Annotated in this window: 23 protein-coding genes; 14 read left to right on the forward strand and 9 right to left on the reverse strand. The window is 65.3% G+C overall.

What is annotated here, in order from left to right:
- The first annotated feature begins 89 nt into the window (after positions 1-89).
- Together IIB36_11545 and IIB36_11550 are read left to right on the forward strand one after the other, a co-directional pair.
- Entirely contained in the window at positions 90-1,898 is a 1,809-nt protein-coding gene (locus tag IIB36_11545) for a GAF domain-containing sensor histidine kinase (protein ID MCH7532373.1), read from the forward strand.
- A gap of 28 nt (positions 1,899-1,926) precedes the next feature.
- Positions 1,927-2,586, forward strand: a complete 660-nt coding sequence (locus tag IIB36_11550) for a response regulator transcription factor (GenBank protein MCH7532374.1) — start codon at positions 1,927-1,929, stop codon at positions 2,584-2,586.
- A 208-nt stretch (positions 2,587-2,794) separates the two neighbouring features.
- Here the strand turns inward: IIB36_11550 and IIB36_11555 are convergent, their stop codons facing one another.
- Genes IIB36_11555 through IIB36_11575 form a run of 5 tightly spaced genes read right to left on the reverse strand, consistent with a single transcriptional unit; the run spans position 2,795 to position 8,007 of the window.
- Positions 2,795-3,985, reverse strand: a complete 1,191-nt coding sequence (locus tag IIB36_11555; GenBank protein ID MCH7532375.1) for a hypothetical protein — start codon at positions 3,983-3,985, stop codon at positions 2,795-2,797.
- Positions 3,982-4,707, reverse strand: coding sequence for an ABC transporter ATP-binding protein (locus IIB36_11560; protein MCH7532376.1), 726 nt, complete (start codon positions 4,705-4,707; stop codon positions 3,982-3,984). The genes IIB36_11555 and IIB36_11560 overlap by 4 nt, the downstream gene beginning before the upstream one ends.
- On the reverse strand, positions 4,704-5,969 hold the full coding sequence (locus IIB36_11565; protein MCH7532377.1) for an ABC transporter permease: 1,266 nt from the start codon (positions 5,967-5,969) through the stop codon (positions 4,704-4,706). The genes IIB36_11560 and IIB36_11565 overlap by 4 nt, the downstream gene beginning before the upstream one ends.
- Entirely contained in the window at positions 5,966-7,228 is a 1,263-nt protein-coding gene (locus IIB36_11570; protein MCH7532378.1) for an ABC transporter permease, read from the reverse strand. The genes IIB36_11565 and IIB36_11570 overlap by 4 nt, the downstream gene beginning before the upstream one ends.
- Before the next feature lie 5 nt (positions 7,229-7,233).
- Complete coding sequence (locus IIB36_11575) at positions 7,234-8,007, reverse strand: outer membrane lipoprotein-sorting protein (protein MCH7532379.1); 774 nt, start codon at positions 8,005-8,007, stop codon at positions 7,234-7,236.
- A 226-nt stretch (positions 8,008-8,233) separates the two neighbouring features.
- Here IIB36_11575 and IIB36_11580 point away from each other — a divergent pair, with 226 nt between their 5' ends.
- Positions 8,234-8,806, forward strand: coding sequence for a TVP38/TMEM64 family protein (locus IIB36_11580; GenBank protein ID MCH7532380.1), 573 nt, complete (start codon positions 8,234-8,236; stop codon positions 8,804-8,806).
- A 27-nt stretch (positions 8,807-8,833) separates the two neighbouring features.
- Here the strand turns inward: IIB36_11580 and IIB36_11585 are convergent, their stop codons facing one another.
- The 3 genes from IIB36_11585 to IIB36_11595 all read right to left on the reverse strand — a co-directional run bounded on the left by IIB36_11585 (position 8,834) and on the right by IIB36_11595 (position 10,807).
- The gene (locus IIB36_11585) at positions 8,834-9,097 is read right to left on the reverse strand and encodes a DUF2442 domain-containing protein (GenBank protein MCH7532381.1); all 264 of its coding nucleotides are present in this window, start codon (positions 9,095-9,097) and stop codon (positions 8,834-8,836) included.
- Positions 9,098-9,167: 70 nt separating this feature from the next.
- Positions 9,168-9,434, reverse strand: a complete 267-nt coding sequence (locus IIB36_11590) for a hypothetical protein (protein MCH7532382.1) — start codon at positions 9,432-9,434, stop codon at positions 9,168-9,170.
- Entirely contained in the window at positions 9,431-10,807 is a 1,377-nt protein-coding gene (locus IIB36_11595; protein MCH7532383.1) for a DNA polymerase Y family protein, read from the reverse strand. Before IIB36_11595 ends, IIB36_11590 begins: the two co-directional genes overlap by 4 nt.
- A gap of 384 nt (positions 10,808-11,191) precedes the next feature.
- Between IIB36_11595 and IIB36_11600 the strand changes: the two genes are divergently transcribed.
- Together IIB36_11600 and trxA are read left to right on the forward strand one after the other, a co-directional pair.
- Positions 11,192-11,533: a hypothetical protein gene (locus IIB36_11600; GenBank protein ID MCH7532384.1), complete on the forward strand. Its 342-nt coding sequence runs from the start codon at positions 11,192-11,194 to the stop codon at positions 11,531-11,533.
- Between the two features lie 62 nt (positions 11,534-11,595).
- Positions 11,596-11,964: a thioredoxin gene (trxA, locus tag IIB36_11605; protein ID MCH7532385.1), complete on the forward strand. Its 369-nt coding sequence runs from the start codon at positions 11,596-11,598 to the stop codon at positions 11,962-11,964.
- A gap of 30 nt (positions 11,965-11,994) precedes the next feature.
- On the opposite strand, the gene ggt is transcribed toward trxA, so the two are convergent.
- On the reverse strand, positions 11,995-13,758 hold the full coding sequence (gene ggt, locus IIB36_11610; protein ID MCH7532386.1) for a gamma-glutamyltransferase: 1,764 nt from the start codon (positions 13,756-13,758) through the stop codon (positions 11,995-11,997).
- Between the two features lie 198 nt (positions 13,759-13,956).
- Between ggt and IIB36_11615 the strand changes: the two genes are divergently transcribed.
- The 9 genes from IIB36_11615 to IIB36_11655 all read left to right on the forward strand — a co-directional run bounded on the left by IIB36_11615 (position 13,957) and on the right by IIB36_11655 (position 24,960).
- Positions 13,957-16,182, forward strand: a complete 2,226-nt coding sequence (locus tag IIB36_11615) for an NADP-dependent isocitrate dehydrogenase (GenBank protein MCH7532387.1) — start codon at positions 13,957-13,959, stop codon at positions 16,180-16,182.
- 9 nt (positions 16,183-16,191) lie between these two features.
- Positions 16,192-17,301 (forward strand): carboxylate-amine ligase, encoded by a 1,110-nt coding sequence (locus tag IIB36_11620; protein ID MCH7532388.1) that lies wholly within the window; start codon positions 16,192-16,194, stop codon positions 17,299-17,301.
- A gap of 92 nt (positions 17,302-17,393) precedes the next feature.
- On the forward strand, positions 17,394-18,875 hold the full coding sequence (locus IIB36_11625; GenBank protein ID MCH7532389.1) for a leucyl aminopeptidase: 1,482 nt from the start codon (positions 17,394-17,396) through the stop codon (positions 18,873-18,875).
- Positions 18,872-20,800 (forward strand): Plug domain-containing protein, encoded by a 1,929-nt coding sequence (locus tag IIB36_11630; protein MCH7532390.1) that lies wholly within the window; start codon positions 18,872-18,874, stop codon positions 20,798-20,800. The genes IIB36_11625 and IIB36_11630 overlap by 4 nt, the downstream gene beginning before the upstream one ends.
- A gap of 41 nt (positions 20,801-20,841) precedes the next feature.
- Positions 20,842-21,729: a YicC family protein gene (locus IIB36_11635; GenBank protein ID MCH7532391.1), complete on the forward strand. Its 888-nt coding sequence runs from the start codon at positions 20,842-20,844 to the stop codon at positions 21,727-21,729.
- Positions 21,726-22,379 (forward strand): guanylate kinase, encoded by a 654-nt coding sequence (gene gmk / locus IIB36_11640; GenBank protein ID MCH7532392.1) that lies wholly within the window; start codon positions 21,726-21,728, stop codon positions 22,377-22,379. The genes IIB36_11635 and gmk overlap by 4 nt, the downstream gene beginning before the upstream one ends.
- 21 nt (positions 22,380-22,400) lie before the next feature.
- Positions 22,401-22,631, forward strand: a complete 231-nt coding sequence (rpoZ, locus tag IIB36_11645; GenBank protein MCH7532393.1) for a DNA-directed RNA polymerase subunit omega — start codon at positions 22,401-22,403, stop codon at positions 22,629-22,631.
- Between the two features lie 347 nt (positions 22,632-22,978).
- The gene (gene coaBC / locus IIB36_11650; GenBank protein MCH7532394.1) at positions 22,979-24,229 is read left to right on the forward strand and encodes a bifunctional phosphopantothenoylcysteine decarboxylase/phosphopantothenate--cysteine ligase CoaBC; all 1,251 of its coding nucleotides are present in this window, start codon (positions 22,979-22,981) and stop codon (positions 24,227-24,229) included.
- 206 nt (positions 24,230-24,435) lie between these two features.
- Positions 24,436-24,960, forward strand: a complete 525-nt coding sequence (locus tag IIB36_11655; GenBank protein ID MCH7532395.1) for a uracil-DNA glycosylase — start codon at positions 24,436-24,438, stop codon at positions 24,958-24,960.
- Positions 24,961-24,964 lie beyond the last annotated feature (4 nt).

Genomic DNA, 24,964 nt, shown 5'->3' on the forward strand with positions numbered 1-24,964 from the left:
TGATACCCGGAAGCGTGGGAAACCCCGAAAGATACACGACTTTCTCACTCTTCCGGGGTCGGGATTCGGTGGGGAGGATCGTCAGGAGAATGCCTTCTGGCAAGCGCATTGCCGGACAGCTCTCGCCGGCGGATCTTCGGATCATGGATCTCTCCGTCCCGGACCTCGCACGCAACGAGCTCGCCGCGGGGTATCTACAGCTCGTGGTGACACTGGGTCTCGTGGTATTGTGCCTGGTCCTGTCTCGGCGCTACCAGAAGCGGTACTTCGGTCTGTGGGGGCTCGCCTGGGGGCTGTATGCGCTTCGCCTCGGCGCCATCATTGCGTTCTTGCACACCGGGGTGTCGTGGTGGCTCTTCTGGCATCAGGTAACCACCGGCTGGGCCGCGTTGGCGTTGCTCTGGGCCGCACTGGTCTTCGCGCAGCGCCTCGAGTGGCGGAACGAGTACGTGCTCTTCCTCGCGATTCCGCTGGTTTGGTCTTTCGTCGCGATCTACATGCTCGACCAGTTCCTCTGGGCTGCGGGCCCCATGGTCGTCTTCCTCAGCATCACAACCGCCGGAACGGCGTGGGCGTTCTTCCGGTACGACCGTCTGGTCGGCTCGCCCGCCGCTCGGCTGCTCGTTGTCTTGCTCGCGCTGTGGGCGCTGCATCATCTCGACTATCCGTTGCTGCGCGCGCGTGGGGCTTGGAGTCCATGGGGCTACTACCTGGACATCGTGTTCGAAGTGGGCATGGGGCTCGGTATCCTCTTTCTCGTCCTCGAGGACCTCGATCAGGGGCTGCGCACGTTGACTGCGCTGTCGGGCGAGCTGCAAGGGCGAGGAAGGAAGGAAGAGCCGATCGCCGAGGCGATGCTGCGGCGGGCACTCTCGCTGCGCGGGGTGCATGGATCCGCCCTGTATTTGGCGACTGAAGGGGGTGGCGCCTTCGTGCACGGCGCCGGTGTCGCTGCGCTTTGGCCCTTTGAGGGCCCGCCGACCGCCGCGAGCGAGAGCGCTGCGCTCGTACAGCGGTCCGGGCTGCCGGCGGTTCGACGCGACGACCGGGCGCGCGACTCGGCAGCTTGGACGCACGCCTATACGGCTGCGCTCCCGGTGATCCGCGGAGAGGATGTGGTCGGCGCGCTCGTCGTGGTCGGCGAAGCCCGTGACCCCTTCACGGTGCTCGATAGCCGCTTTCTGGTCGCGTTCGGGCAACAGGTCGGAGCCGCGCTCGAGAACGAGGATCTGCACCGGAGTCTCGAGGATCGCACCGAGGAGCTCGAGCGGCTGCAGGTGCGCATGGTTCACCAGCACGAGGAGGAACGGAATCGACTTTGGCGTGAGCTGCACGACGAAACGGCGCAGGTGCTCGCCGCGCTGAACCTGCAACTGGGGCTGCTGCAGGAGCGCAGCGACCCCGAGTTGGCGCAGGGGCTCGACCGGGCGAAGACACTGGTCGGCGAAGGCATCAAGTCGATCCGCAGCGTGACTCGCAACCTTCGCCCGGGTGCACTCGATGACCTGGGACTGGTGCCTGCGCTGCGCGCGCTCGCGCGCGGCTTCGAGGTGCAGGACGCGTTGCAGGTCGTCTTCGAGAGCCCGTCGACGGGAACTGCCGTCGGGCCAGACGCCGAGCTGGTGCTCTATCGCGCCTTGCAGGAGGCGCTCTCGAATGCGGTCCGCCACGGCGAGTGCACGCGCGTGGACGTGACCCTCTCCATGGAGTCGGACCACGCGCTGCTCACCGTGCTGGACAATGGCCGCGGACTGCCTGAGGATGCGCTCCAGAATCTACGGAGCCGTGGCGGTCTCGCCGGCGTGCGGGAACGCGTCACGGCGATACACGGCGACTTCGAGGTAGGAAACGGGGCGAACGGCGGTGCACGTGTTCGCATTCAGGTGCCGCGTGTTTAGCACGGGCTGCTAGGGGGGCTGAGCGGAGGTGACCGACGAGCGACTGAGGGTAGTGATTGCGGACGATCATGCGGTAGTGCGAGAGGGCATCCGCATCGTGCTCGAAGAGATCCCGGGGCTCGAGGTCGTCGGCGAAGCCGCGGACGGTGACGCGGCGCTGAAGCTCACGAAGGAGCACGAGCCGGACGTTGTCGTGCTCGACGTCACCATGCCGGGCAAGACCGGGCTCGAGGTCGCGAAAGAGCTCCGCGATAGTGGGCAAAAGGTCGGCATCCTGATTCTCTCCATGCACGACGACCCTGAATACGTGCTGCAAGCGGTACGTGCCGGTGCGGACGGGTACGTATTGAAGGACGTAGCGCCCGCTGAGCTCCGACGCGCGATCGCGAGCGTGAGTCAGGGGCGAGAGTTCTTCGCGGAGCGCATCACGCATCAGCTGTCAGTAGGACTGCGGGCCGAGCTCGAGAGGGAGCAGAAGCGGAGCCGCGTTGACAGCCTCACGGCTCGTGAAGTCGAAGTACTGCTCCGGATCGCCGATGGACACACCAACCGGGAGATCGGTGAGGAGCTCGGCATCAGCCCCCGCACCGTCGAGACTCACCGCGAGCGAGTCATGACGAAACTGCGCATCCGAACCGTCGCGGGGCTTACGCGGCTCGTGGTCGAGCAGGGGCTCGGCGAGGAGTAGCCAGCCAGCGAAGCCCTATTTCTTGGTAATCAGCTTCAACCACTTGAGCGGATCGGGTCCCAACTTGTCCCAGGGCTTGCTCGGGCCTGGCAGCTTCGGTGACTTCGGCGGTCGCGGGGCGCCGGTATCAGGCGTTCTGAATACGGGTCTCTTGGCCATAGAGAAGTTCTCCTTTGGCCCAAACTACGCGGTTCGGGCAGGGAAGGGTTCAGAAAAAGCGAGAGACCGCCACATACGCGAGCCCCGGGACCGATCCGTACTCGGACGCTAGGGTGCCCAGCGGCCCGAGTCCAGCTTCTCCGAGCCCCGAGTAGATGCCGAGGCGTACCGAGGTGGACCCCGTGGCGGCCCAGGACAGGCCCGGGGCCAAGAGCGCGCTTCCGTCCGCCAGATTCAGCAAGGCCATCGCGTCGAGGCCGACGAGCGCATGGATCTGGTAGCTCGCCCGCATCACCGCCGTCCATTGTCCCAAAGTCTGTAGCTCACCACGTAGAAATGACTTAGATGATGCTACTTCTAGTAGATACGAAGCATCGCGGGCACCGAGTCCGTCATATTGCAGCTCGGCGATCAGGTAGAGATCCTTTCTGCCGGGCGTGAAGAACCGGTCGAGTCCTAGCGTGGCCCGCACGGTCACCTCGCCGGCGTCGTCCTCGCGCAGCGTGGCTTCGCTTCGCACCGCGGTGGCTCCGATCGCGCCGGTAGCGAAGAGCGCCATCGCGAGGTCGTCGTGTAGCATCCCTGCCCAGCCGCCGAAGGCCCAGCCCCGGGTCGAGGTTTGCGCACGCGCGAGCGCCGTCACCGTGGTACCGAGGTCGGTCTCGGCCGCGCGCAGCACTGCCTCCACCTCCGTGAACGGTCCAGGAAAGACACGAAGTCGCACCGCGTCGACCCCGCCGCGATACTCGCGAAAGGGGTCGGACGGGCCGAAGGGCGCGAAGGGATCGGCAGGGGTCAGAAACAGCGTCGTCGCCCAGGAGATCGCCTGGCGGCCGATCTTCAATTCCACCGGGCCCTCGGACAAGCCGACGCTGAGCCGGTCGAAGCGATGGCGCCACTGGCCGCGGGACCAGCCATGAAGCTCCCAATCAGTGCCTAGCCAGTCTCCCGCCCCAGTCCCGGCCGCCGGGGACGTCACCGAGAAGCCGGCGCCCTCAGGCGTGCGCTGAAGCACGTGTTCGTACGCGACATCGAAAGTGAAGCGACCGGACCTGGCGAGCCCCATCAGACGAGCACGGCCGAGCAGCGCTGTTCCGGATGGTGACAGATCGCCTTCGCTCGTGTGGCTACTCACGCCGAGTGCGTACCCGGTGAGCTCGACTTGCGCCGTGGCAGGCGTCGGAGGAAACAGCAGGGGGAGGGCCGCGAGCAGGGTCTTTGTATTCGTGACCCGCTTCACGCGTCGGAAGTCCCGTGGTCTCGGCGCACGTCCTCGGAGATCTGGCCATCGACCAGCGTGATGAGTCTGCGAGCGCGTTCCATGACCCGGGGATCGTGAGTAGAGAATACGAACGTCGTGCCGTGCTCGCGGTTCAGGCGTTCCATAATGTCGAGAAGCGCGGAGCTGGCCACCGAGTCGAGGTTGGCGGTGGGCTCGTCCGCGAGCACCAGCGCCGGCTCGCCCACCACAGCGCGCGCCACCGCGACGCGCTGTTGTTGCCCGCCCGAGAGCTTCCCCGGGAATCGGTCTTCCAGCCCTTCGAGCCCCATCTGGTCGAAGAGCTCTCGGACTCTGCGGTGCCGCTCGCTCGAGGGAACTCCACGCAGCAGCAGCGTGAACTCGGCGTTCTCCATGGCCGAGAGTACCGGAAGAAGGTTGTACGCCTGGAAGACGAAGCCGATGCGCTCGAGCCGCAGGCGCGCGAGCGCCCTGTCGGGCATGTCGGTGATCTCGTCCCCCCCGATCCAGATGCTTCCATCGGTGGGTCGGGTGAGGCCGCCCAAGAGGTTCAACACGGTGGTCTTGCCCGAGCCCGACGGACCCGCCATCGCGACGAAGTCTCCGGACTCGATCTCGAGAGACATGCCGCGCACCGCCTTCACCGGGTTCGGTTCCTGGGGATAGATCTTCCAGACGTCTTCGGTCCGGACCGCCAGTTGCGTGCCGTTTGAGGCGCTCATTGATCGAATTTCATCGCCTCCGCCACGTCGAGTTTCGCCGCTCGAATGGCGGGATAAATGGAAGCCAGGGTTCCGATGATCAGGATGAAGTAGAGGCTCAGCAGCACCTGACTCGAGTGGAAGATCGGCACGATCACCGGGTCCACGATGCCCCCAGCGCTCGCCCACGCGCCCTCGTTCTCGGCGATCCCACTGAAGTCGAGTCCGTCACGGAAGAACCCCCAAGTGAACAGGTATCCGAGCACAATGCCGACGCCACCACTCACCGCCGTGAGGAAGAGTCCCTCGCCGAAGACCACCCATCCTGTCTCGGCACCGGTCAGACCCAGCGCTTGCAGGAGACCGAATTCACGTCGGCGTCCGAGCACGGACATCATCATCGCGTTCAGGATGGCGAGCGCCACGATGGCGAACAGGATCGAATGGAAGACGTAGTCGCCATAGTCGTCCATGCGAAGCGCGGAGTCGAGTTCCGGCGCCGTGCGTCGCCACCCGAGCACACGTAGGTCCGAATCGCCGGCGAGCCTTGCCTGTAGCTCCTCGACCACGGCGTCCGTGTCGCGCGAGGTCGTGAGCAGAACGGCGTGCGTCGTGACTGCACCCGGAGTCCGAAGCCACTCTCGTGCGGTCTCGATCGGGATGTGGATCAGCCCCACATCCATTTCCGGGATGGCGGTCCGGAAGATCCCCGCCACGCGCACCAGTTGGCCTTCCACGTCGCCCGCCGAGGACTGCGCCGTGAGCACGAAGCGGCTGCCCACCTTCAGGCTGAGTCGGCGCGCGAGCTCCACGCCGATGTACGCGTGCAGCCGGTCATCGGGCTGGAGATACCGGCCTTCGTGAATCTTCTCGTCGAGATCGGAGAACGCGCGCTCCCCGTCTGGATCTACGCCCTCGATGCGAACCGGAAGCGCGGACGAGGCCGAGCTGGCCAGCCCGGTCACCGTGAGACGAGGTGCGTGCGCGACGACCCGTTCGCCGGCCACCGCCTCCACCGCATCGAGCGCGCGCTGGTAGGCTTTGGCACCGATCCGATGCTCGAGCTTTCCGGACTCCAGGTATTCAGGCGCCTGGATCGACACATGGCCGCTTCCCATCCTGACCGCGGACTCGACCCACTGCTCGTGGGCTCCTTCAGCGAGGCTGCGCGAGAAGATCAGAAGCGCGAGTCCGACGACCATCGCCGCCGCGGTGAGCGCGCTGCGCCGGGCGTTCCGGCCCACGCTACGCGCCGCGAGCTTGAGCAGAATGCGGAATCTCATCGGTCTGCGAGCGCGTCCGCAGGCGGCACCCGCGTCGCTTTCCACGCGGGGTAGACGGCCGCGAGAACGGCGGTCAGGAAGAGCGCCACCGCGCAGATGACTGGCGTGTCATAGGAGTATTCGATGCGCAGGATCGGACGCCACTGCGAGCCGCTCACGGTGAAGCCGCCGAGGACCGATGTGAGGTCGGGCGGCGAGTTGTGCCACCACACGACGATGGGCCATGTGATCAACGCACCTGCGACGAGCGAGATCGCCCCCAAGATGATGCCCTCGTAGACCACGGTACGGCCGACGCCGAACGCGCTGGTGCCGAGGGCCCGTACAACGGCAAACTCCCTCCTGCGCTCGAACGTCCCGATCAGCATCGTGTTGGCGACGCCGAAGATCGCCATCGAGAAAATGATTCCGGCGATCAAGTAGTTCACCGCATCCATGAGGCCGATCATTTCCGCCAGCTCGGGGCGCAGCTCCGTCCACGGCGTCACCTCGATCGCGGGGCCCGAACTCTCGAGACTCGCGGCGAGCGCTCTCGCGATCAGCGGAGTGTCCCATGCGCGCGTCACCGTGAGCGCGATTTCGTGGATGCGGCCGGGGTCCATCGCCATCAGGTACTGGAGGTCGGGCAGAGGCAGTATTGCGTAGTTGGCGTCGATCGCCGGCGTGCCTGTCTCGAACACACCGACGAGCGTGAACAGGTCGTTTCCCATCGAGCCGTCACTCGCTGGCGCCACGACCACGACTTCGGCGCCGAGTTCGAGTCCGAGCTGTCGTGCCATCTCGACACCGACGAGGATCTCGTACCGGCCGGGCTCCGGCAGCCGCCCGCTGCTGAGGCGGGACAGCAGCGTGCTGACTTGCTGCTCGCGGTCCGGATCGACCCCGAACAGCAGACCGGCTTTGGTCTCGTCCCCCGAGGAGAGCAGGCCACCGCCGTAGAGGCGAGGCGCAGCCGCGGTGATGTCCGGATCGGACTCGATGCGCGCCAGGAACGCGTCCAGATCGACGCCGTCGTATCCGCCGATCGTGTGATGCATGTTGCGCTCCGGCAGATACTCGGCGGAGTGCACCTGCACCTGCCCCATCATCAGGCGCGTACCGTTTTCGATGAGCTCGGCCACCATCCCGTCCGTGAGCCCGACCATCACGACCGCAGCGAGGTATCCGAAGGCGAGCCCCGAGGCCGTGATCAGGGTGCGGCCGCGGTTACGCCAGAGGTTTCGCCAAGCGACCCTCCACCACACCGCGTCGCTGGACACTCCGGCTACCGTCGCGCCCGGAGAGTTCTGAGGCTGAAGAAGCTCTCGTCGAGATCGATGTCGAACTCGAGCTCGTGGTACGTCATCGACGTCTTCTCATCCGGCTTGTCCGCCGGAACGATGAGCATGACGGTGGGCACCAACCGGCCGCCCATCACCTTGTAGTCGGAGAACGTCATCGTACGCACGAGCGTGCCGTCGTCGTCGTAGTAGCGCACCCAAGTCGGCATCAGGTCGCGCTTGCGCACCTGCTCCTCGACACGGCCCCACACAACCGGGGCCTCCGGTCTGGGGATCATGGTGAACTCGTAGACCTCGACGCCGTCCACCGCCCCCTCGAAGGAGATCTCGAAGTCGTAGTCGTCCACGATGCGGCTCTCCTTCACGAGGTCGTCGTTCGTGAAGTGTGACCCCATCCACGACCCCATCATCAGCGACGGGGGCACCTTGATCGTCCGGTCCACGCGCGGGAGATAGTTCCAGACCTCTTCGCTCGCGCGCAGGGTCGCCGTCCCGGCTTCTCGTGCCGGGGATTGCACGCGCACGAGCGAGTGTTCGGTACCCAGCGACCAGACCTCCATGTCGAGCGATCGCGACCAGTGCTCCGTCGTGATGTCCATCGTCACACGGCCATGGCTCGATTCGCCGCGCATCAGGCGATCGACCTGGTCGATGATCTCGCGCGCGGTCTGGGCACTCAGGGGAGCCGCTGCAGGCGCACACAGGAGGAAACTGGCCGTGGCCGTGAGCGACATGCGGACGACCCGGTATCTAAACACGCGAGACATTCGCGCCAACCTCGGATTCAGGGATCAACCTGCTCTGCAGTTCCTGGGACCACTGCTCTCCGGCGAAGTGGTCTACCGGGAAGCTAACCGGTGGTGCCGGCTCATGACCGCCCTCACCCGTCGAGTCGCGCAGGCGAAGCGTTCAGGCGGTCGACCTTGGCGAAGCCCTCGATCCTAAGCAACCTTTTCTTGAGCGTGTTCGCGGAGGGAGGAGGACGTGGAAGGGATGATTGCGGAAATCGGTCTGTGGCTCGCCGAGCTGGGATTTTGGGCGTACGTCGTCGCGCCGTTGGTCATGACGGTCGTCGCTGTCTTGCCGGTTCCGGCGGAGGCGCCGGCCATGGCGAACGGCATGATCTTCGGTCCGGTCGTCGGGAGCATCATCTCGTGGATTGGCGCCATGGCCGGGGCATGGATCAGCTACGAAATCGCCCATTCTTGGGGTCGTCCCCTCGCCGAACGCATGGTCGGCAGGGCGGGACTCGAGAAGGTCGACCGGGTAGCCGAGGACGCGGGATGGTGGGGCCTGCTCGTGCTCCGGTTGATACCGTTGGTCGCCTTCACGGCGTTGAACTGGGGCGCTGGGCTGTGCGAGGTGCCCCGCTGGCGCTTCCTGTGGACCACCGCGCTCGGAATCGCGCCGGGCGTGATCATCTTCACGTCAACGGGCGTGGGCCTCGGGGCGTTGTACCGGCGTTCGCCCACGGTGGCGGTCGGTCTCGTGTTCGCGGTGATCGGCGCCGTGGTCATCTGGGCGCACCGAAGGCGGCAGCGCTTGGCTGGAGGGTAGGCGGGGCTCGACGCCGGCAGGGCCGCCTTAATGGGCTTCCGAAGGGCGTGTGCCAGACAGAAGAGCGCGAGTATCGATATTCTCGTCGAGGTCGGGCCAATGGATGCCCCGTCCCGAGTGGATGAGGCGCCAGTTAGCCCGCTGCTCGTCCGTGCCGTTCGCGAGTCGAGGGTAGATCTCCACCGGAACGCTTACCGTCTGGCCGTCTTCGAGATCTACGTAGAGACGCTCGTCGACGATGCGCACGTCTTTCACGCGGTGCCTAGGATCGAGATCCGAAGGTTGCGTTATAGGGGAGGGATAGGGTTGGCTTGGCACGACGTTGGGATTTGGAGGAGTGGCCTAATTCCCAATGTACCTCTCAACCTCGTTGGGCGTACCAATTTTCTTCGAGCAGGTCGTGGTAAAGTGTGACGTTTCGACCGTCGTCGAGAATGACCACTCGGTATTCTCGTGAAATCGGCTGCCGCCACCACTCGTCGTCGATGCGCCAGCGCTCGCACACGGCTTCCACGGTGCGGGCCGGTTTGCCGGGCAGGCGCACATGGGTCGGCTCACCGTTTTCGTCGGTGCGAACCGTCACGACCCGCGGTTGGCCGAGCGGTCGTAGGCGGGGTGCGTCGCTCATGGATCGAAGCTCAGCAGTGCATGACGCCGTTCGGGGATCCGTGACCAAGGATCGACTTCGACCACGCGGTAGAGCGGAGAGTGTCCCAGCCGGAGCTTGAGCTCTTTCACGGCATCGCGGAGCGATGGAGGTACCTCGCCTCGAGCCAATTCCCGACCTGCGGCTGCGCGGCCGCTCTCGTTCTTGCGATCGAACAGATCGGTCTGAGCGCTCGGTGCACCGAACTGCGTGAGCTCGACGATGAGCATGTCGACGGCCTTGGGGGGAGGTGAGATCGCCATCTTCATGCGCAGTGGTGAAGCGATTCGTTCTCGTTGAGCCGTGGGCTCCCTGAGCACGGTCTCCACGAACCACGATCCCCCCCCTTCGAGCTGCGCGCCCAAGCGCACACCCGTCACGCTTCGCCCCCGACGTGTGGGACGGGAGAGCGCTCGTTCGATCAACCGGTCGAGCGCTCCGTGCAACGTTTCGGTGATGCCCACGGGGTTGGGAAAGTCCAGGGACACACGGATCGGCTCGGGACGATGCCATGGCCGAACGGGATCGATGCGTCGCCCCGTAGCCCATGCCAGTGCACTCCGGCCTTCGTCGCCGAACTGGGAGATGAGTGAGGGTCCCGGGAAGCGTCGAAGCTCTCCGAGTGTGTGCACACCGAGCCGCTCCAGGCGTTGAACGATGAGCGGATCCACGGGCAGTGAACTCACCGGACAGCGGGCCAGGAACCGAGCGAGATCGCTTTCTCCGACGATCACTGGTTCGCCGGACCGGGCAGACGCCGCCGCGACCCACGCCCCGAACTTCCCGGGTGCCATGCCTGCTCGGGTTGCAGCGACGAGAGGAGCGGGGAAGATGCGGAAGAGCGAGTGAAGGGCCCGCTTCGCCTGACGCTCGGGAGAGCCGAAGAGACGGCCCAGGCCGTCCATGCCGAGGAAGACACGTCCGCGACCCGCGGGCTCGAGGATCGGTGAGATCTCAGCGAGCAGCTCGAGCATCGATTCGACCGCGGCGTCGTAGTGCGCCGGATCGGGTTCGAGCAGCGTGAGAGAAGGGCACAGAGAGACCGCTTGCGAGACGAGTTGCTCGGGACGCACTCCGGCTTCGTGAGCTCGCTCCGAGACCTGCCAGATCGTGCGCCGAATGCTTTCGCCGGGCGCGAGCAGGGCGATCGACGTACTGTCGAGTGCCGGGGAGCGGATGAGCTCGAGGCGCAGCTCGAAGGTGGGTAGCCAAAGGCAGAGCGCTTGGCGACTCCCCGAGGAGACGCGAGGCGAAGCCGACAGGAACGCCGAGCCGGAGCCCGGGTCCGAAGCCCATCCGGTGGGTTGGTCTGCTAGAGCCCACCCTCCGCCATGGTGGGTGGGAACACCTTGCAAGCGCGGATGGAGCTCCGACATAGCCGTTTGGGCCTAACCGAAAAAGGACAGAGACGACGGCCCCCGGCTCCCGACGCATTCCGCATCACACAGCCGCTCACCACACGTCAGGTACCGGGGGCACAACCGAATAAACACCGAAAATTATAACCGAAGATAAGCCGAAGATTTTGCAGGTGCAAGCAGGGGGGTCGTGCGTGCGTCTCCGCGGGAACGTCGGAGCACGTCGACTTCGTCATGTGTGCCGATGTCACAGATATGGAGGGGCGCTCGTTCCTGTTGATGGGTGCGAGCGTCGCGCCTGGCGGCCAGCGTACCGACGTCGGGCCGTAGAACGTCTCGTTCAAACGGGGTGTTATGCAGGGGCGACTCAAGACTCTTCTGGTGATCACGCCGATATGTCTCAGCGCGTGCGGAACGTTGGACCCCGTCGTCTGCACCCTAGAGTTCAGATTCGGGGTCAGCGTCCAGGTCGTCGATGCCGCGAGCGGCACGGCGTTGGCCGAGGGCTCGACGATGACGCTCCGCGACGGCGATTACGTAGAGACGACCTCGGAGTCGTTCGACGGGCGTACGTTGGTCGGGGCCGGCGAGCGAGCTGGGACGTATATCATTACGGTCGCGCGTGAGGGATATCACTCATGGGTCCTGACCGACGTCGAAGTGACCGAAGACGAGTGTCACGTCGATCCGGTCTCACTCCTCGCCGAACTCGAGGCGATCTAGGTCAAATCGCGGGAATGTGGTACTGTGGCCCAACGCTCGCCTCACCAGTCACGCCCACAGCCATGTTCTTCAGGAAGCGAAAGCGCCCCGAGGCGCCGATCATCCATGCGGACGACTCTGACTTCACGCATTGCGTCGAAGAACAGCCGGGAGTCACCGTGGTGGACTTTTGGGCTCCGTGGTGCGGTCCGTGCCGCATGATGGAGCCGATCCTGGAAGAAATCGCCATCGAGCAGGCCGACGCGGGCGTCAGGGTCGTGAAGGTCAACGTGGACGAAGCGCCCAAGACATCGAGCGACTTCGGGATCCGCTCAATTCCCACACTGCTGTTCTTTCAGGACGGCGAGCCGCTCTTCGAGATGGTGGGCATGGTGCCCAAGCCGGTTCTAGAGCGCGAGCTGGCACAGCTCGTCAGGCCGGGCACCGCGTGAGCTGACCGGTTCCCGATGCCCAGAGGCTTCCTAGCGTCCTGACACGCCCCCGCCCCGCCGCCGGTCCGAATACCCCTCCAGGGTGCCGTCGGGCATTACCATGATCGCGTGCGCGTCGCCCTGGTACCCACCGCGCTCCACCACCGTATGCCCGAGCTTCTCGAGCTCGGAGACGATGTCTGCTGAGAGGCCATCCACCTCGAAGTAGATCTGGTCCGGCAGGTGCTGGTGATGGAGACGTGGGGCGTTGACGGCTTGCGCGACGTTCATGCCATAGTCGATCACGTTCGAGATCGTCTGGAAAACGGTGCTGATGATCGTCGGCCCGCCCGGTGTCCCGCTGACGAAGAAGAGATCCCCGGCGGGATCGAGTACGATGCTTGGGGACATCGATGACAGGGGACGCTTGCCTGGCTCGATCGCGTTCGCCTCCCCCTGAACGAGCCCGTACTGGTTCGGGAAGCCTGGCTTGGCGGCGAAGTTGTCCATCTCGTTGTTGAGTAGGAACCCCGCCCCGGAGACGGTCACCTTGCTGCCGTATCCGGAGTTGAGCGTCGTCGTCACCGCTACCGCGTTGCCGTCGGCATCCACAATCGAGTAGTGCGTGGTATGACCAGTCGTATCGGACATCGACAGGCCTGGTGCTACTTCTTCGGCGGGTGTCGCCCGATCCCGCCTGATCGTCGCCCGGCGCATGTCAGCATACTCCTGGCTGATCATTCTCTCCAGTGGGATTGCCCGGAAGTCGGGGTCGGCGAGCGCGCTGTTGCGGTCGGCGAAGGCGCGCTTCGATGCCTCGGCGTAGAGGTGGATCATGTCGCTCGACTGCCACCCCATCGAACCGAGTTTCCAACCCTCGAGGATGTTCCCGATCTCGGCCATCGTCGCTCCGCCGGAGGACGGTGGGTGCATCGAAACCACGGTGTAACCGCGGTAGTCGAAGCGCACAGGATCTCTCCAGACGGCTTCGTACTGCTGGAGGTCTTCGTGGTCGATGATCCCCCCGCCGCGCTTCATCTCGGCGACGAGGAGCTCCGCTGTGCGCCCGCGGTAGAACCCGTTAGGGCCTTTCTCCGCGATCCGCCGGAGGGTCTCCGCGAGATCCGGCTGTCTGAACGTCTCACCTACCTTGGGCGGTTCCCCTCCGGGTAGGAACGTGGCAGCCGAGCCCTCGAATGCGGACAGCGCGCGCTGCGCCCTACCCAGTGACTGAGCGAGAAACGCGTGCGTCGCGAAGCCGTCGGCGAGCTCGATCGCGGGCTGCACGAGCTCGGACCACTCGAGCGTCCCGAAGCGCTGGTGGGCCTCCCACATTCCGGCGGGAGTCCCGGGCACGCCCACCGAGAGATGTCCGACCGTCGAGCGACGGCCTACGTCACCGTGCTCGTCGAGGTACATGTCGCGCGTCGAGGCGAGTGGCGCCTTCTCACGGAAGTCGAGCGCCGCGCTCGTACCGTCGGCCATGCGCACGACCATGAAGCCTCCTCCGCCGATGTTGCCCGCGGTGGGATGCACCACAGCGAGCGCGAAGTGGGTCGCGATCGCGGCGTCCACGGCGTTTCCGCCTCGCTCCATGATCCCGATTCCCGCTTCGCTCGCCTGAAGCGCTCCCGAAGCCACGATACCGTTCTCGGCCCGTAGCGGCTCGATCTGCGCCGACCACGGCCATGCCGACGGGAACTCGATGCTCGCGCCGGACGAGGTGCTCGTCGATACGCCGCCGCAGCCGGCCACGACGAGGCACGCGCCGGCCATGAGGCCGAACCAAGAGCTATGTACGGCATTTCGATTCATGAGACCCCCGCTCAATCGTGACCCCCTGCCGTCGACCGGCGGGGTGGGGGAGAATGGAAGCGTGATCGGCGGCAGGCAAATGGGGCGACGACGCCTTGCCGCTCCCGTTCCAGGTCGGCAAGCTCTTGCGTGCGTTGGAATCGCGCATCGGGCCAACCGTCCATTTTGACAAGACCGCACCCCGCCGCCCGCGAGTGCATGAGCCAGTCACCGCCGATCATCTATACCTGGACCGACGAAGCCCCCGCCTTGGCGACCCATGCGTTTCTTCCTGTCGTCCGTGCGTTCGCGGGGGCGACTGGGGTGCCGGTGGAATCCCGCGACATCTCTCTCGCGGGCCGGATCCTCGCCGTGTTTCCCGACGTGTTGGACGAGGGGCAAAAGGTCTCCGACGACCTGGCCGAGCTGGGTCGCCTGGTGGAGACGCCGGAAGCGAACATCATCAAGCTGCCGAACATCAGTGCGTCCATCCCGCAGATGAAAGCGTGCATCGCGGAGCTGCAGGCGAAGGGGTACCGACTGCCCGAGTACCCGGACGAACCGGCCAGCGAGGAGGAGCGTGGCATTCAGGCGCGGTACGACCGGGTGAAGGGCAGCGCCGTGAACCCGGTACTGCGTCAGGGCAACTCCGACCGACGTGCCCCCAAGGCAGTGAAGGACTTCGCCCGTGCCAACCCACCGCGTATGCGCGCCTGGCCGGAGGACTCCAAGACCCACGTGTCGACCATGAGCGCGGGTGACTTCCGGAGTAACGAGACGGCCATCACGCTCTTGGCTGCGACCACTGCGAGGATCGAGCATGTGTCGACCGACGGCACCGTCACGGTACTGAAGGAGTCACTCCCACTCGAGGCCGGCGAGGTCCTCGACGCCACGTTCATGAGCAAGCGCGCGCTCATCGCATTCCTTCGAGAGCAGGTCCAGGACGCCAAGGACCGCGGCGTGCTTTTTTCGCTCCACATGAAGGCGACGATGATGAAGGTCTCGGACCCCATCATCTTCGGCCACTGCGTGCGGGTGTTCTTCGAGAACGTCTTCGCGAAGCACGGAGCCGTGCTCGACGAGCTCGGCGTCGACGTGAACAACGGGTTCGGTGACGTGGTCGCCAAGATTGCGGAGTTGCCGGAGGAGGAGCGCTCGGCCATCGAGGCCGATATTGAGGCGGCCTACGAGGACGGCCCCGACATCGCGATGGTGAACTCCGACCTGGGCATCACCAACCTGCACGTGCCCAGCGACATCATCATCGACGCCTCCATGCCGCCGATGATCCGTGACTCCGGCGGCATGTGGAACGCTCAGGGCGAGCTGCAGGACTGCAAGGCAGTGATTCCCGACTCGAGCTACGCGGGCATTTACGACGCGGTGGTCCGGGACTGTCAGCAGCATGGACAGCTCGATCCGTCGACGATGGGGAGTGTGCCCAACGTCGGGCTCATGGCGCAGAGGGCCGAGGAGTACGGCTCTCACGACAAGACCTTCGAGGTACCATCCGACGGCTCGGTTCGAGTCGTGGATGCCGGCGGCGACACGCTCATCGAGCAGGCGGTGGAGGCGGGCGACATCTGGCGCGCCTGCCAGACGAAGGACGCCCCGATCCGCGACTGGGTGAAGCTCGCCGTGAACCGTGCTCGCGCCACCGGTTCGCCGGCCCTCTTCTGGCTCGACAGCGCCCGCGCACACGATGCGGAGCTGATTCGGAAAGTCGAGACGTATCTGGCGGAGCACGATACCGACGGGTTGGAGATCGAGATCCTGTCGCCCATCGAGGCCATGCGCTTCTCGCTGGAGCGCATCCGCCGGGGTGAAGACACCATCTCCGTCACCGGCAACGTGCTGAGGGACTACCTCACAGACCTCTTCCCCATCCTCGAGATCGGCACCAGCGCCCGCATGCTCTCCATCGTGCCGCTGCTCAACGGCGGCGGGCTCTTCGAGACCGGCGCGGGCGGCTCGGCGCCCAAGCACGTGCAACAGTTCGAGCTCGAGGGACACCTCAGGTGGGACTCGTTGGGTGAGTACATGGCGCTCGGCGCCTCACTGCAGCACCTGGGCGAACAATTCGACAACGCTGGCGCGCGGGTCCTAGGCGATACGCTCGATACGGCCACGGCCCGGTATCTTGAGAACGCGCGCGCGCCTTCCCGCAGGGTGCACGAGCTCGACAATCGGGGGAGCGCTTTTTACCTGACGCTCTACTGGGCGCAGGCTCTGGCAGAGCAGGAGTCCGATGTCGAGTTGGCCGAGCGATTCGGCCCGGTGGCCGCGGCTCTGGCACAGGACGAGGAAGAGATCCTCTCCGAGCTGAACGGCGCCCAGGGTTCACAGCAGGATGTCGGCGGGTATTACCTGCCCGATGAGGACCGAGTTACCGCCGCGATGCGTCCGAGTGCTACGCTCAACGCGATCATCGATGGAGTCTAGCTGAGAGCTATGAAAGCACCCTCTCTCACGCTCGGAATCGAAGAGGAGTACCAGATCGTCGACCCTGAGACCGGCGAGCTGAAATCCTTTATCACACAGATCCTCAAGGACGGACGTATTACCGTCGAGGATATCAAGCCCGAGCTGCATCAGTCCGTCGTCGAGGTCGGCAGCACGGTGTGCCAAACCCCCACGGAGATCCGCTCGGAGATCGTCCGACTCCGGCGCGCGGTCATGGACCTGGCGGCCAAGGACGGTCTCAAGATCCTCGCTGCCGGGACTCATCCCTTCTCTTCGTGGATGGATCAGGAGATCACGCCGCTCGAACGCTACCAGGGGGTGGAGCAGGACCTCCAGGATCTCGCGCGAAAGAATCTGATCTTCGGCATGCACGTGCACGTCGGGATCGAGGATCCGGAGTTCCTGATCGACGCCATGAAAGTGTCGCGGTACTTCCTGCCGCACATCCTCGCGCTCTCGACCAGCTCGCCCTTCTGGATCGGCCGCCAGACCGGGTTGAAGTCATACCGGAGCGTGCTGTGGCGCAACTTTCCACGCACGGGTGTGCCGCCGACGTTCGAGACGTTTGCGGACTACGAGAAGATCGTGCGCATGCTCGTCAACGCGAACGCGATTCCCGACGCATCGAAGATCTGGTGGGACATACGGCCCCACCATCTCTACCCGACGCTCGAGTTCCGGCTGTGCGACATGTGCACGCGGGTCGACGAGGCGGTGTGCATTGCGGCGATCTTCCAGGCGCTCGTCGCCAAGCTCTGGAGGCTGCGTCGCGACAACATGACGTTCCGCGTTTATCCGCTCACGCTCATCGAAGAGAACAAGTGGCGGGCGGTTCGCTATGGCGTCGACGGCAACCTGCTCGATCTCGGCCAAGAGGCCGAGCGGCCCGCTCGGCAGGTGATCCGGGAGTTCCTCGACTGGTTCCTCACGGATGTCGTGGACGAGCTCGGGAGTCGGGAGCAGATCGAGTACGCGTTCAAGATCCTCGAGGAGGGCACGAGCGCCGACCGGCAGCTCGCGACGTTCGCAGAGACCGGAGATCTCAAGGCGGTCGTGGACCAATTGGTGCTCGAGACGGCAGAGGGCGTCGACCCCTAGAAAACCTCCGTAAAAGGATGGAACGAAGCGGCGAATCTCGTGAACTAAGGGTCGCCATTCACCCCACAGGTTCCGCGAGCCAAGGCGACCCCATGCAGCTTCGTTACGTCGACTCGGACCCGCTGTCGCATGCCACGCCGCTGTTGGCCGTCGGCATCGTCAAAGGGGCCGTCGACGCGGAAGGGTCGCTGGGGCAGTTGGACGAAGTCCTGAAGGGGGCCCTCCGTCGGGCGCTGGGCTCAAGCGACATGAGGGGACGTTCGAAGGACGAGGTCGTCCTGTACGGCACCGAGGTTGGTCCGGAGCGCGTGCTCTTGCTCGGGATCGGTGCCGCTGATGAGGTCGATGGCGAGGCGGTGCGCCGCTTCGGCGCTCGGGCGGTTCGCGTTGCCGAGCGCCTCGGAATCAACTCCCTGAGCCTGTCATTGGATGGTCTGGGGCAAGTCGATGACGACACGGCAGCTCAGGCTGCGGCCGAGGGAGCGGCGCTCGCCGCGTGGAAGTTTCGCGAGCTGAAGAGTGGCGACGAGGACGACGACGAAGACGTTACCGCCGTTGACGTGCTCGGGGGTGGTGAGCGTGCTGCGGACTCCGTGGCGCTTGGCGCTACGATCGGAGCGGCCGAGAACCTCGCACGCACGTTGCAGTCGAGGCCGGGCAACGTCGCGACGCCGTCGCACATCGCCGCCGAAGCCCAGCGGATCGGCGAGGACGCGGGCCTGGAAGTCACGGTGTTCGACGAGGCACGAATTCGGGAAGAGGGCATGCACGCGATCCTCGCGGTCTCGCGGGGGTCCGAGGAGGAAGCCCGGTTCATCATCATGGAGCACAAAGGTGGAGCCGAAGGCGAGGCTCCCCTGGTATTGGTGGGGAAGGGCCTGTCGTTCGACGCGGGTGGAATTTCGTTGAAGCCGCCCGGGGGCATGGAGGACATGAAGTTCGACATGTCCGGTGGCGCGGCAGTTATCGGTGCGATGCAGGCGATCGCGCTTCTGGGGCTGAAGGTGAACGTCGTCGGCATCGTGCCGTCGTCGGAGAATCTGCCGTCGGGCACCGCGCTGAAGCCGGGTGACGTCATCGACACGCTCGCGGGCAAGACCGTCGAAGTGATCGACACCGACGCCGAGGGGCGCCTCATCCTCGCGGATGCCCTGACGTACGGCGCTCGCCTGAATCCGGCGGCGATGGTCGACTGTGCCACGCTCACCGGTGCCGTAGTGATCGCGCTGGGCAACCATGCCGCGGCGGTCTTGGGGAACGACGAAGGCGTCGTCGACGAGCTGATCGCAGCTGGCTCGGAGTCCGGGGAGCGGTGTTGGCCGCTGCCGCTCTGGAAGGAGTACCGAAAGCAACTCGACAGTGAGACCGCCGACCTGAAGAACGTCGGCGGGCGTCCGGGCGGCTCGATCACCGCGGCGTGCTTTCTGTCCGAGTTCGTGGGTGATGCCGCGTGGGCGCACCTGGACATCGCGGGCACCGCCTACGGGGATGGCAAGCTCCCGTATCAGCGAAAAGGCGGGTACGGATTCCCGACCCGGCTACTCGTGCAATGGGTCCGGAGTCGCGCCGGGTGACCGACTCGTGCGGACCGCTCCTCGCGCCCCGGTCCCCGTCGCGGGTCGGGGCGTTCCTGCGTTCCCTCACGGTGGCGCTCTCACTGTTCCCGCTCGCCCCTCTGTCGGGGCAGGAGCCGCCGGACTCGCTCGTCGCGCCACCGGACAGCACGGTCGTCGACTCGCTGGCGCTTGGGGCGCTGCCAGACAGCGTGTCGGCAGACACGATCTTCTACAATTTGCCGCGCTTCGAGGGCGAGGTGCCGGACGGGTGGGGAACCGGCGTCTGGTCGTGGGACCATCGCGGCATCATGGTGTCCGGAGCGAACACTCTCGCAGAGCTGGTGGCCGAGATCCCCGGCTTGATCGTGCTGGCCGCAGGCGACTACGGCACCCCGTTGGCGATCAGCGCCTTTGGCTCAGGAGGCGGTGGCGTCAGGGTGTTCCGCGACGGCTTTGAGCTATCCCCGCTCGAGGGCGGGGTCGTCGATCTGGCGCGGATCGGGCTCGCCGGCATCCGGCGTGTTCGACTCGAACGCGGCATGGGCCAGTTGCGGCTCGAGTTGTGGTCGCTGGAACACGACGACGGGCGGCCCTACTCGCTTGTAGAGGCGGGTACCGGTGACCTCGGTACGAACATCTTCCGTGGCACCTTTGCCGATCCCACGGCTCTGGGTGGCAGCGTGGGGCTTGGCCTGGAGCGCGTCGATACCCGCGGGCCTCGTGGACAAGAAAAGGGCAACCGGACGGGAAGCTGGCTCCGATATCAGTTGCATCGGGGCGACGATGCCGGGTTGGCCTTCGACTTCCGAACCATGGGCACTGAGTCCGAACTATCCGACTTCGCGTCTCCGATCACTCGTACCGACTGGGCGCTGAGAGGGCGCGTGCGCCTCGCCGAAGGCGTGGTGGGCGAGGCGTACACCGGCAAGTCGTCGCACAAGGTGGACGACGTCCGGGAGGCGTACGAGCTGGAGGGAGGAAGCCGGAGCCAGCGCGGGCTCCGTCTCGGACTCAGCCGCTCGGGCCTATGGGCACGCGGGGAATACCGGCGTTTCGGCGGAGACGACTTGCCCGCAAGCCGCATCGATCTGACCGGCGGTGCGAGTCGGCCAGGCGTGGGAGGTGTCTCGGCGGACCTGGCACGGGGATCGTGGGCCGACAAATCGACGTCGAGCACGCGTGTGCGCGCGTGGACCGAGCCGCTGCTGGGTGTCGTCTCACTCTTCGGCTCCTGGGAGTCGGGCACGTACGGATCGCGCACGATGCCGCTGCTCGACGTTGTGCCTCCTCCCGATTCAACCGCGGACGAGGGAGCCGACCTCCCCGAAGCCGAAGAGGACGTCACCCCCGGGCCACTCTTCGGAATCACGGACCGGCGCGCCACGAGACTCGGTGCGGCATTGTCCTGGCGTGGTGTTTCTCTGTCGGGTGCGGTGCTCGAGGTCGAGTCGGACTCGCTCATCCCGCTCGGGATCGAGCCGGACCGGGGTTCACCGTTCTTGGCGGGCACCCAGCGGGCGGGGTGGGAAGTGTGGGGTAGGATCCCAACATTCTGGAAAAGCCTGCGCCTCGAAGGCTCGCTGCAGCAGTGGGACGAGCCCGGTCCGTACCTGCCGGAACAGATCTACAGAGGTGCGCTCGTCTTCCACCGTACCTATCTCGAGACCGAGAACTTCGAGCTCTGGTGGAAGATCGGCGTGCGCGGGAACAGCCCGATGAGCGTGCACATACTCGGTGAGGAAGACGAAGAGGGCCTGCGCTCGCTCGAGATAGTGCCTTTTTACCAGAACTGGTACGGGCGCATCCAGATCCGCATCGTCACGGTCCAGATCTTCATCGGGTGGGACAACTTCATCCGCCGGCGGAACCTGCAGAGCTTCCCGGGGCGTGTGCTGCCCATTACCCGCACCTGGTACGGCCTACGCTGGACGATGTGGAACTGAGCCTACAGGCGTTACCTTTTTCGGCTCTGCGGAGGTCGCCCATGATCCGGAGTATGACCGGGTACGGAGAGGCCGAGCGGGAATCACCCGCGGGTCGTTTGAGGCTGGAGGTGAAGACGGTCAATCACCGCTTCTTCAATACCAGCATCAAGACACCATCCGGCTTCGACAAATTCGAACGTGAGATCGCTGAAGCGCTGAAACGGCATCTTTCGCGGGGCCACGTCAGCGCGTTCTTGACGATCGACCGTTCCGCGACGGAAAGCGGCACGGCACGGCAGATCGACCTCGATCGCGCGCGGCAGATTCGCGCGTCGCTCGAGTCCCTTCGGTCTGAGCTCGGCGTGCCGGGCGAAGTCGATTTGGGAATGCTAGCGCGCTTCGACGACCTGTTCCGGGCGCCTGAGCAGGATCGGACAGAGGGCGTCGATGCGGAACTGGTCCGATCGCTTGCAGAGGACGCAGGACGGTCCGTGCGATCCCTTCGCGAAGCTGAGGGCGCACGGCTACGCGCAGATCTCGAGGGGCGTCTTTCGGCGATGGCTGAGGCGCTCGACCGAGTGGAAACGCGAGCCCCGGAACGGCTCGTGACGGAGCGGGACCGACTGAGGGAGGCGGTGAAGGAGCTTTCCGAGCAGGTTCCGGTCGACGAGGACCGTCTGGCGCGCGAAATCGCCTACCTGGCGGAGAGGTGGGACATCAACGAGGAGCTGGTGCGCCTCCGTTCGCATATCGGGCTGTTCCAAGAGGCGCTTTCCGCCGACGGCGAGGAGCCCGTTGGGAAGCGGCTCGGCTTTCTCGTGCAGGAGATGCACCGCGAAGTGAATACGATCGGATCGAAAGCGAACGACTCCGAGATCTCGCACGACTCCGTGAGACTCAAGGAGGAGGTCGAGCGGATTCGCGAGCAAGTCGAGAACATCGAGTGACGCGTGCGGCGCCCGTGGTTTTGTCCGCACCGAGCGGTGCTGGCAAGACAACCCTCGCCCGGCGGCTCGTCGACGCTTCGGACCGGTTCGTTTTCTCGATCTCCGCGACGACGCGCGCGCCTCGAGAGGACGAGAAGGACGGGGTCGACTATTTTTTCGTGAGCGAGCGCGAGTTCGAGGCGATGATCGACGCCGGAGATCTCGTAGAATGGGCCACTGTGCACGGGCGTTTTTACGGGACGCCGCGCGCAGCCCTTGAGGCAGCGGCCTCGCGAGGTGAACATGTAGTGCTGGACATCGACGTGCAGGGAGCACGTCAGATCCGAGATTCGGTCCCTGACGCGAGATTGATCTTCGTCCTACCACCGTCGGTTGCGGAGTTGATGAAGCGGCTGACGGGGCGAGGGACGGAAGGAGCACGGGAGGTGGAGCTGCGGCTGCGGTCCGCGCTAGACGAGTTGCAGGCCGCATCCGAGTTCGACCATCGCGTGGTGAACGACGACCTCGATCGGTGCCTAGAAGAGATCGAGGAGATCGTGACGGGGAAGCAAGGAGATGAGGTCCAAGCCGTTCCCTTGGAGAACATCGATGTGCTTCGCACAGGTATCGCGCGGATCCTCGAAGAAGAGTACGAGAACGTGGGCAACTAGTAGGTAACTACAGGAGTAGATATGAGGGTCTTTACGCCCGACGAAGTCGCCATCGGTACCGAGAGTAAGTACCTCGGTGTGCTTGTCGCCGCGAAATACGCGAGAGAGCTCAACACGCTTCCACGTGAATCCATGCCGCTCGGCGAAGAAAAGAAGCTCACAACCCGCGCCCTCGAGGCGTTGACCTCTGGACAGATCGAGTTCCGCTTGGTGAAGCGCCGCCAGGGCGAGGGCCTCCCGACGACCTCCTGACCGGATCCGGCTGAGGAAGCCACCTAGCAGCCCGTGGTAGAAGTACAGTGGGCCGCCACCCGCAAGCGGGTACCCGGGGGTCTCGCGAGGTCAATAGTAGGAAGGACGACGAGTCGTAGCCGTAGCGGGCACCGCCGCGAAGCGGTGGTCGCGCCCAACACCGAGTGTGACAATACTACTGGTTCGTGGGTTACGGTGGCACGGCCCCATCTCCGTCGTTGGCGCTCCTACGACGTAGCGACGGCTATGGCGTCGTCGCACCGCGACCCACGCATTGCGACGGGTGCCCTCTGGGGCCGTGGCACCGTAACGCGGCCCGCTGTACTTCTACCACGGGCTGCTAGAGTATGCCGGACCTCAGACTGACTCCCCGACGCCCGTGGAAGGATAGGCACGTCGTTCTGGGGGTCACCGGGGGGATCGCGGCGTACAAGTCGATTCAGGTCGCCCGCGATCTGACGCTCCTGGGAGCCAAGGTCGACTCGGTTCTCACCCGGTCGGCTCAAGAGTTCGTAGCACCCCTCAGTTTCGAGGGTGTCACAGGCCGACCCGCGCTGACAGATCTTTTCTCCGCAGGTCGAGCTGAAGGAGCCGCGCTCCACATCCGCCTCGCGCGCGAGGCCGATGTGATCTGTGTCGCGCCGGCAACGGCGGATCTTCTGGCACGCGCCGCCCAGGGCCGCTCCGACGACCTCATCTGTACGACGCTGCTCGCGACGAGGGCGCCGGTCATCCTCTGTCCAGCGATGAACGACAAGATGTTCTCGCATCCGCAGGTCCAAGCGAACCTGGCACACCTCCGGGACAAGCTCGCTTACACCGTGGCCGGGCCGGCCGAAGGGGCGCTCGCGGTGGGCGAAGGGGAGGGCCCCGGCCGCATGATCGAGCCGTGGCAGATCGAAGAGCATGTCGGTCGGGCGCTGGCGGGCGAAGGCCCACTCACGGGAAAGCGCGTGTTGGTCACCGCAGGTCCGACGCGTGAGGCGATCGACCCGGTACGCTACCTGGGCAACCGCTCTTCTGGCCGCATGGGCTTCGCGATCGCGCAGGCGGCCTGGCGGCACGGCGCGGCGGTCACGCTCGTCTCTGGACCCACCGCGCTCGAGATCCCCGTCGGGGTCGACCTGATTCCAGTAGAGAGCGCGGTCGAAATGCACGATGTCGTCAAGGGGCTGGTCTCTTCCGCGGATGTGACGGTATTCGCGGCGGCGGTTGCGGACTTCCGGCCCCTCGAGGTGAGAGATCAGAAGGTGAAGCGTGCCGACACCGGCGATACTCTGACTGTGCGACTGATCGCGAACCCGGACGTGGCGGCCGATACAGTGGGGCTTCGCAAAGAGGGAAGTTTGGCGGTCGGCTTTGCGCTCGAAACGAACGACCTGCTGGCGAACGCCCAGAAGAAGCTCGAGGCGAAGGGGTTCGACCTCTTGGTGGCGAACGACGCAACGGAGGCCGGCTCGGGCTTCGAGGTTCCGACCAATCGCGTCACCATCCTGTCCAGCGATGGCGTTCCGGAAGAACTTCCCCTCATGAGCAAGGAAGCTGTCGCCGAGGAGCTGATCGAGCGCCTGTTGCACCGCCTGGACGGCGAAGCGTGACTGGCCGCCGTTCTCTGCGAACGGAAGCTGCACGACTATTTCGTCAGCGCGCCGAGATCGGCGCGACCGACCTGTTCCTGGATAGCCTTACGCGGGAAGAGGCGCTCAGGCTCGTGGCAGCCGCCCCGGAAGCCACCGGGTCTCGGGCCGGTGGAGGAGCCCTCCCCGTGCTGCCGACGTCCTACACGGAGCTGCGGGACGCCGCGATGTCTTGCACACTGTGTCGGCTAGCCGAGGGCCGCACCAACGTCGTGTTCTCGGATGGGTCCCAGAGTGCGCGACTCATGGTGGTCGGTGAGGCTCCCGGTGCCAACGAGGACAAGACCGGACTTCCGTTCGTCGGCCAGGCGGGCAAGTTCCTGGACCTGTTGCTGGCCACCGTGGATCTCTCGCGGGAGGACTCGGTCTACATCTGCAACGTGATCAAGTGCAGGCCGCCCGGGAACCGGAATCCGATGCCCGACGAGATCGAGGCGTGTTCCCCCTACCTGAGAAAGCAGATCGAGCTCATCCAGCCCGAGGTGCTGCTCGCGGTCGGAACGTTCGCGGCGCAGCTTCTCACCGGTCGACAAAAAATCGCCCTGGGCAAGCTTCGCGGAGAGGTTCACAGCTACCAGGGGGTCCCCCTCGTGGTGACGTATCACCCGGCGGCGCTGTTGCGGAATCCGAAGTGGACCCGGGCGTTTTGGGACGACCTGCAGCTACTCAGGGGCGTAATGAATGGCGCCTAGGTTG

It is taken from the genome of Gemmatimonadota bacterium (assembly GCA_022560615.1).
Classification (GTDB): Bacteria; Gemmatimonadota; Gemmatimonadetes; order Longimicrobiales; family Gaopeijiaceae; genus UBA1138.

Bases quoted from the DNA above. Each gene is read 5' to 3' on its own strand.
- IIB36_11545 (MCH7532373.1), top strand. From the start codon at position 90: ATGCCTTCTGGCAAGCGCATTGCCGGACAGCTCTCGCCGGCGGATCTT.
- IIB36_11560 (MCH7532376.1), bottom strand. From the start codon at position 4,707: ATGAGCGCCTCAAACGGCACGCAACTGGCGGTCCGGACCGAAGACGTC.
- IIB36_11565 (MCH7532377.1), bottom strand. From the start codon at position 5,969: ATGAGATTCCGCATTCTGCTCAAGCTCGCGGCGCGTAGCGTGGGCCGG.
- IIB36_11590 (MCH7532382.1), bottom strand. From the start codon at position 9,434: ATGAGCGACGCACCCCGCCTACGACCGCTCGGCCAACCGCGGGTCGTG.
- trxA (MCH7532385.1), top strand. From the start codon at position 11,596: ATGTTCTTCAGGAAGCGAAAGCGCCCCGAGGCGCCGATCATCCATGCG.
- ggt (MCH7532386.1), bottom strand. From the start codon at position 13,758: ATGAATCGAAATGCCGTACATAGCTCTTGGTTCGGCCTCATGGCCGGC.
- IIB36_11615 (MCH7532387.1), top strand. From the start codon at position 13,957: ATGAGCCAGTCACCGCCGATCATCTATACCTGGACCGACGAAGCCCCC.
- IIB36_11620 (MCH7532388.1), top strand. From the start codon at position 16,192: ATGAAAGCACCCTCTCTCACGCTCGGAATCGAAGAGGAGTACCAGATC.
- IIB36_11625 (MCH7532389.1), top strand. From the start codon at position 17,394: ATGCAGCTTCGTTACGTCGACTCGGACCCGCTGTCGCATGCCACGCCG.
- IIB36_11635 (MCH7532391.1), top strand. From the start codon at position 20,842: ATGATCCGGAGTATGACCGGGTACGGAGAGGCCGAGCGGGAATCACCC.
- rpoZ (MCH7532393.1), top strand. From the start codon at position 22,401: ATGAGGGTCTTTACGCCCGACGAAGTCGCCATCGGTACCGAGAGTAAG.
- coaBC (MCH7532394.1), top strand. From the start codon at position 22,979: ATGCCGGACCTCAGACTGACTCCCCGACGCCCGTGGAAGGATAGGCAC.
- IIB36_11655 (MCH7532395.1), top strand. From the start codon at position 24,436: ATGTCTTGCACACTGTGTCGGCTAGCCGAGGGCCGCACCAACGTCGTG.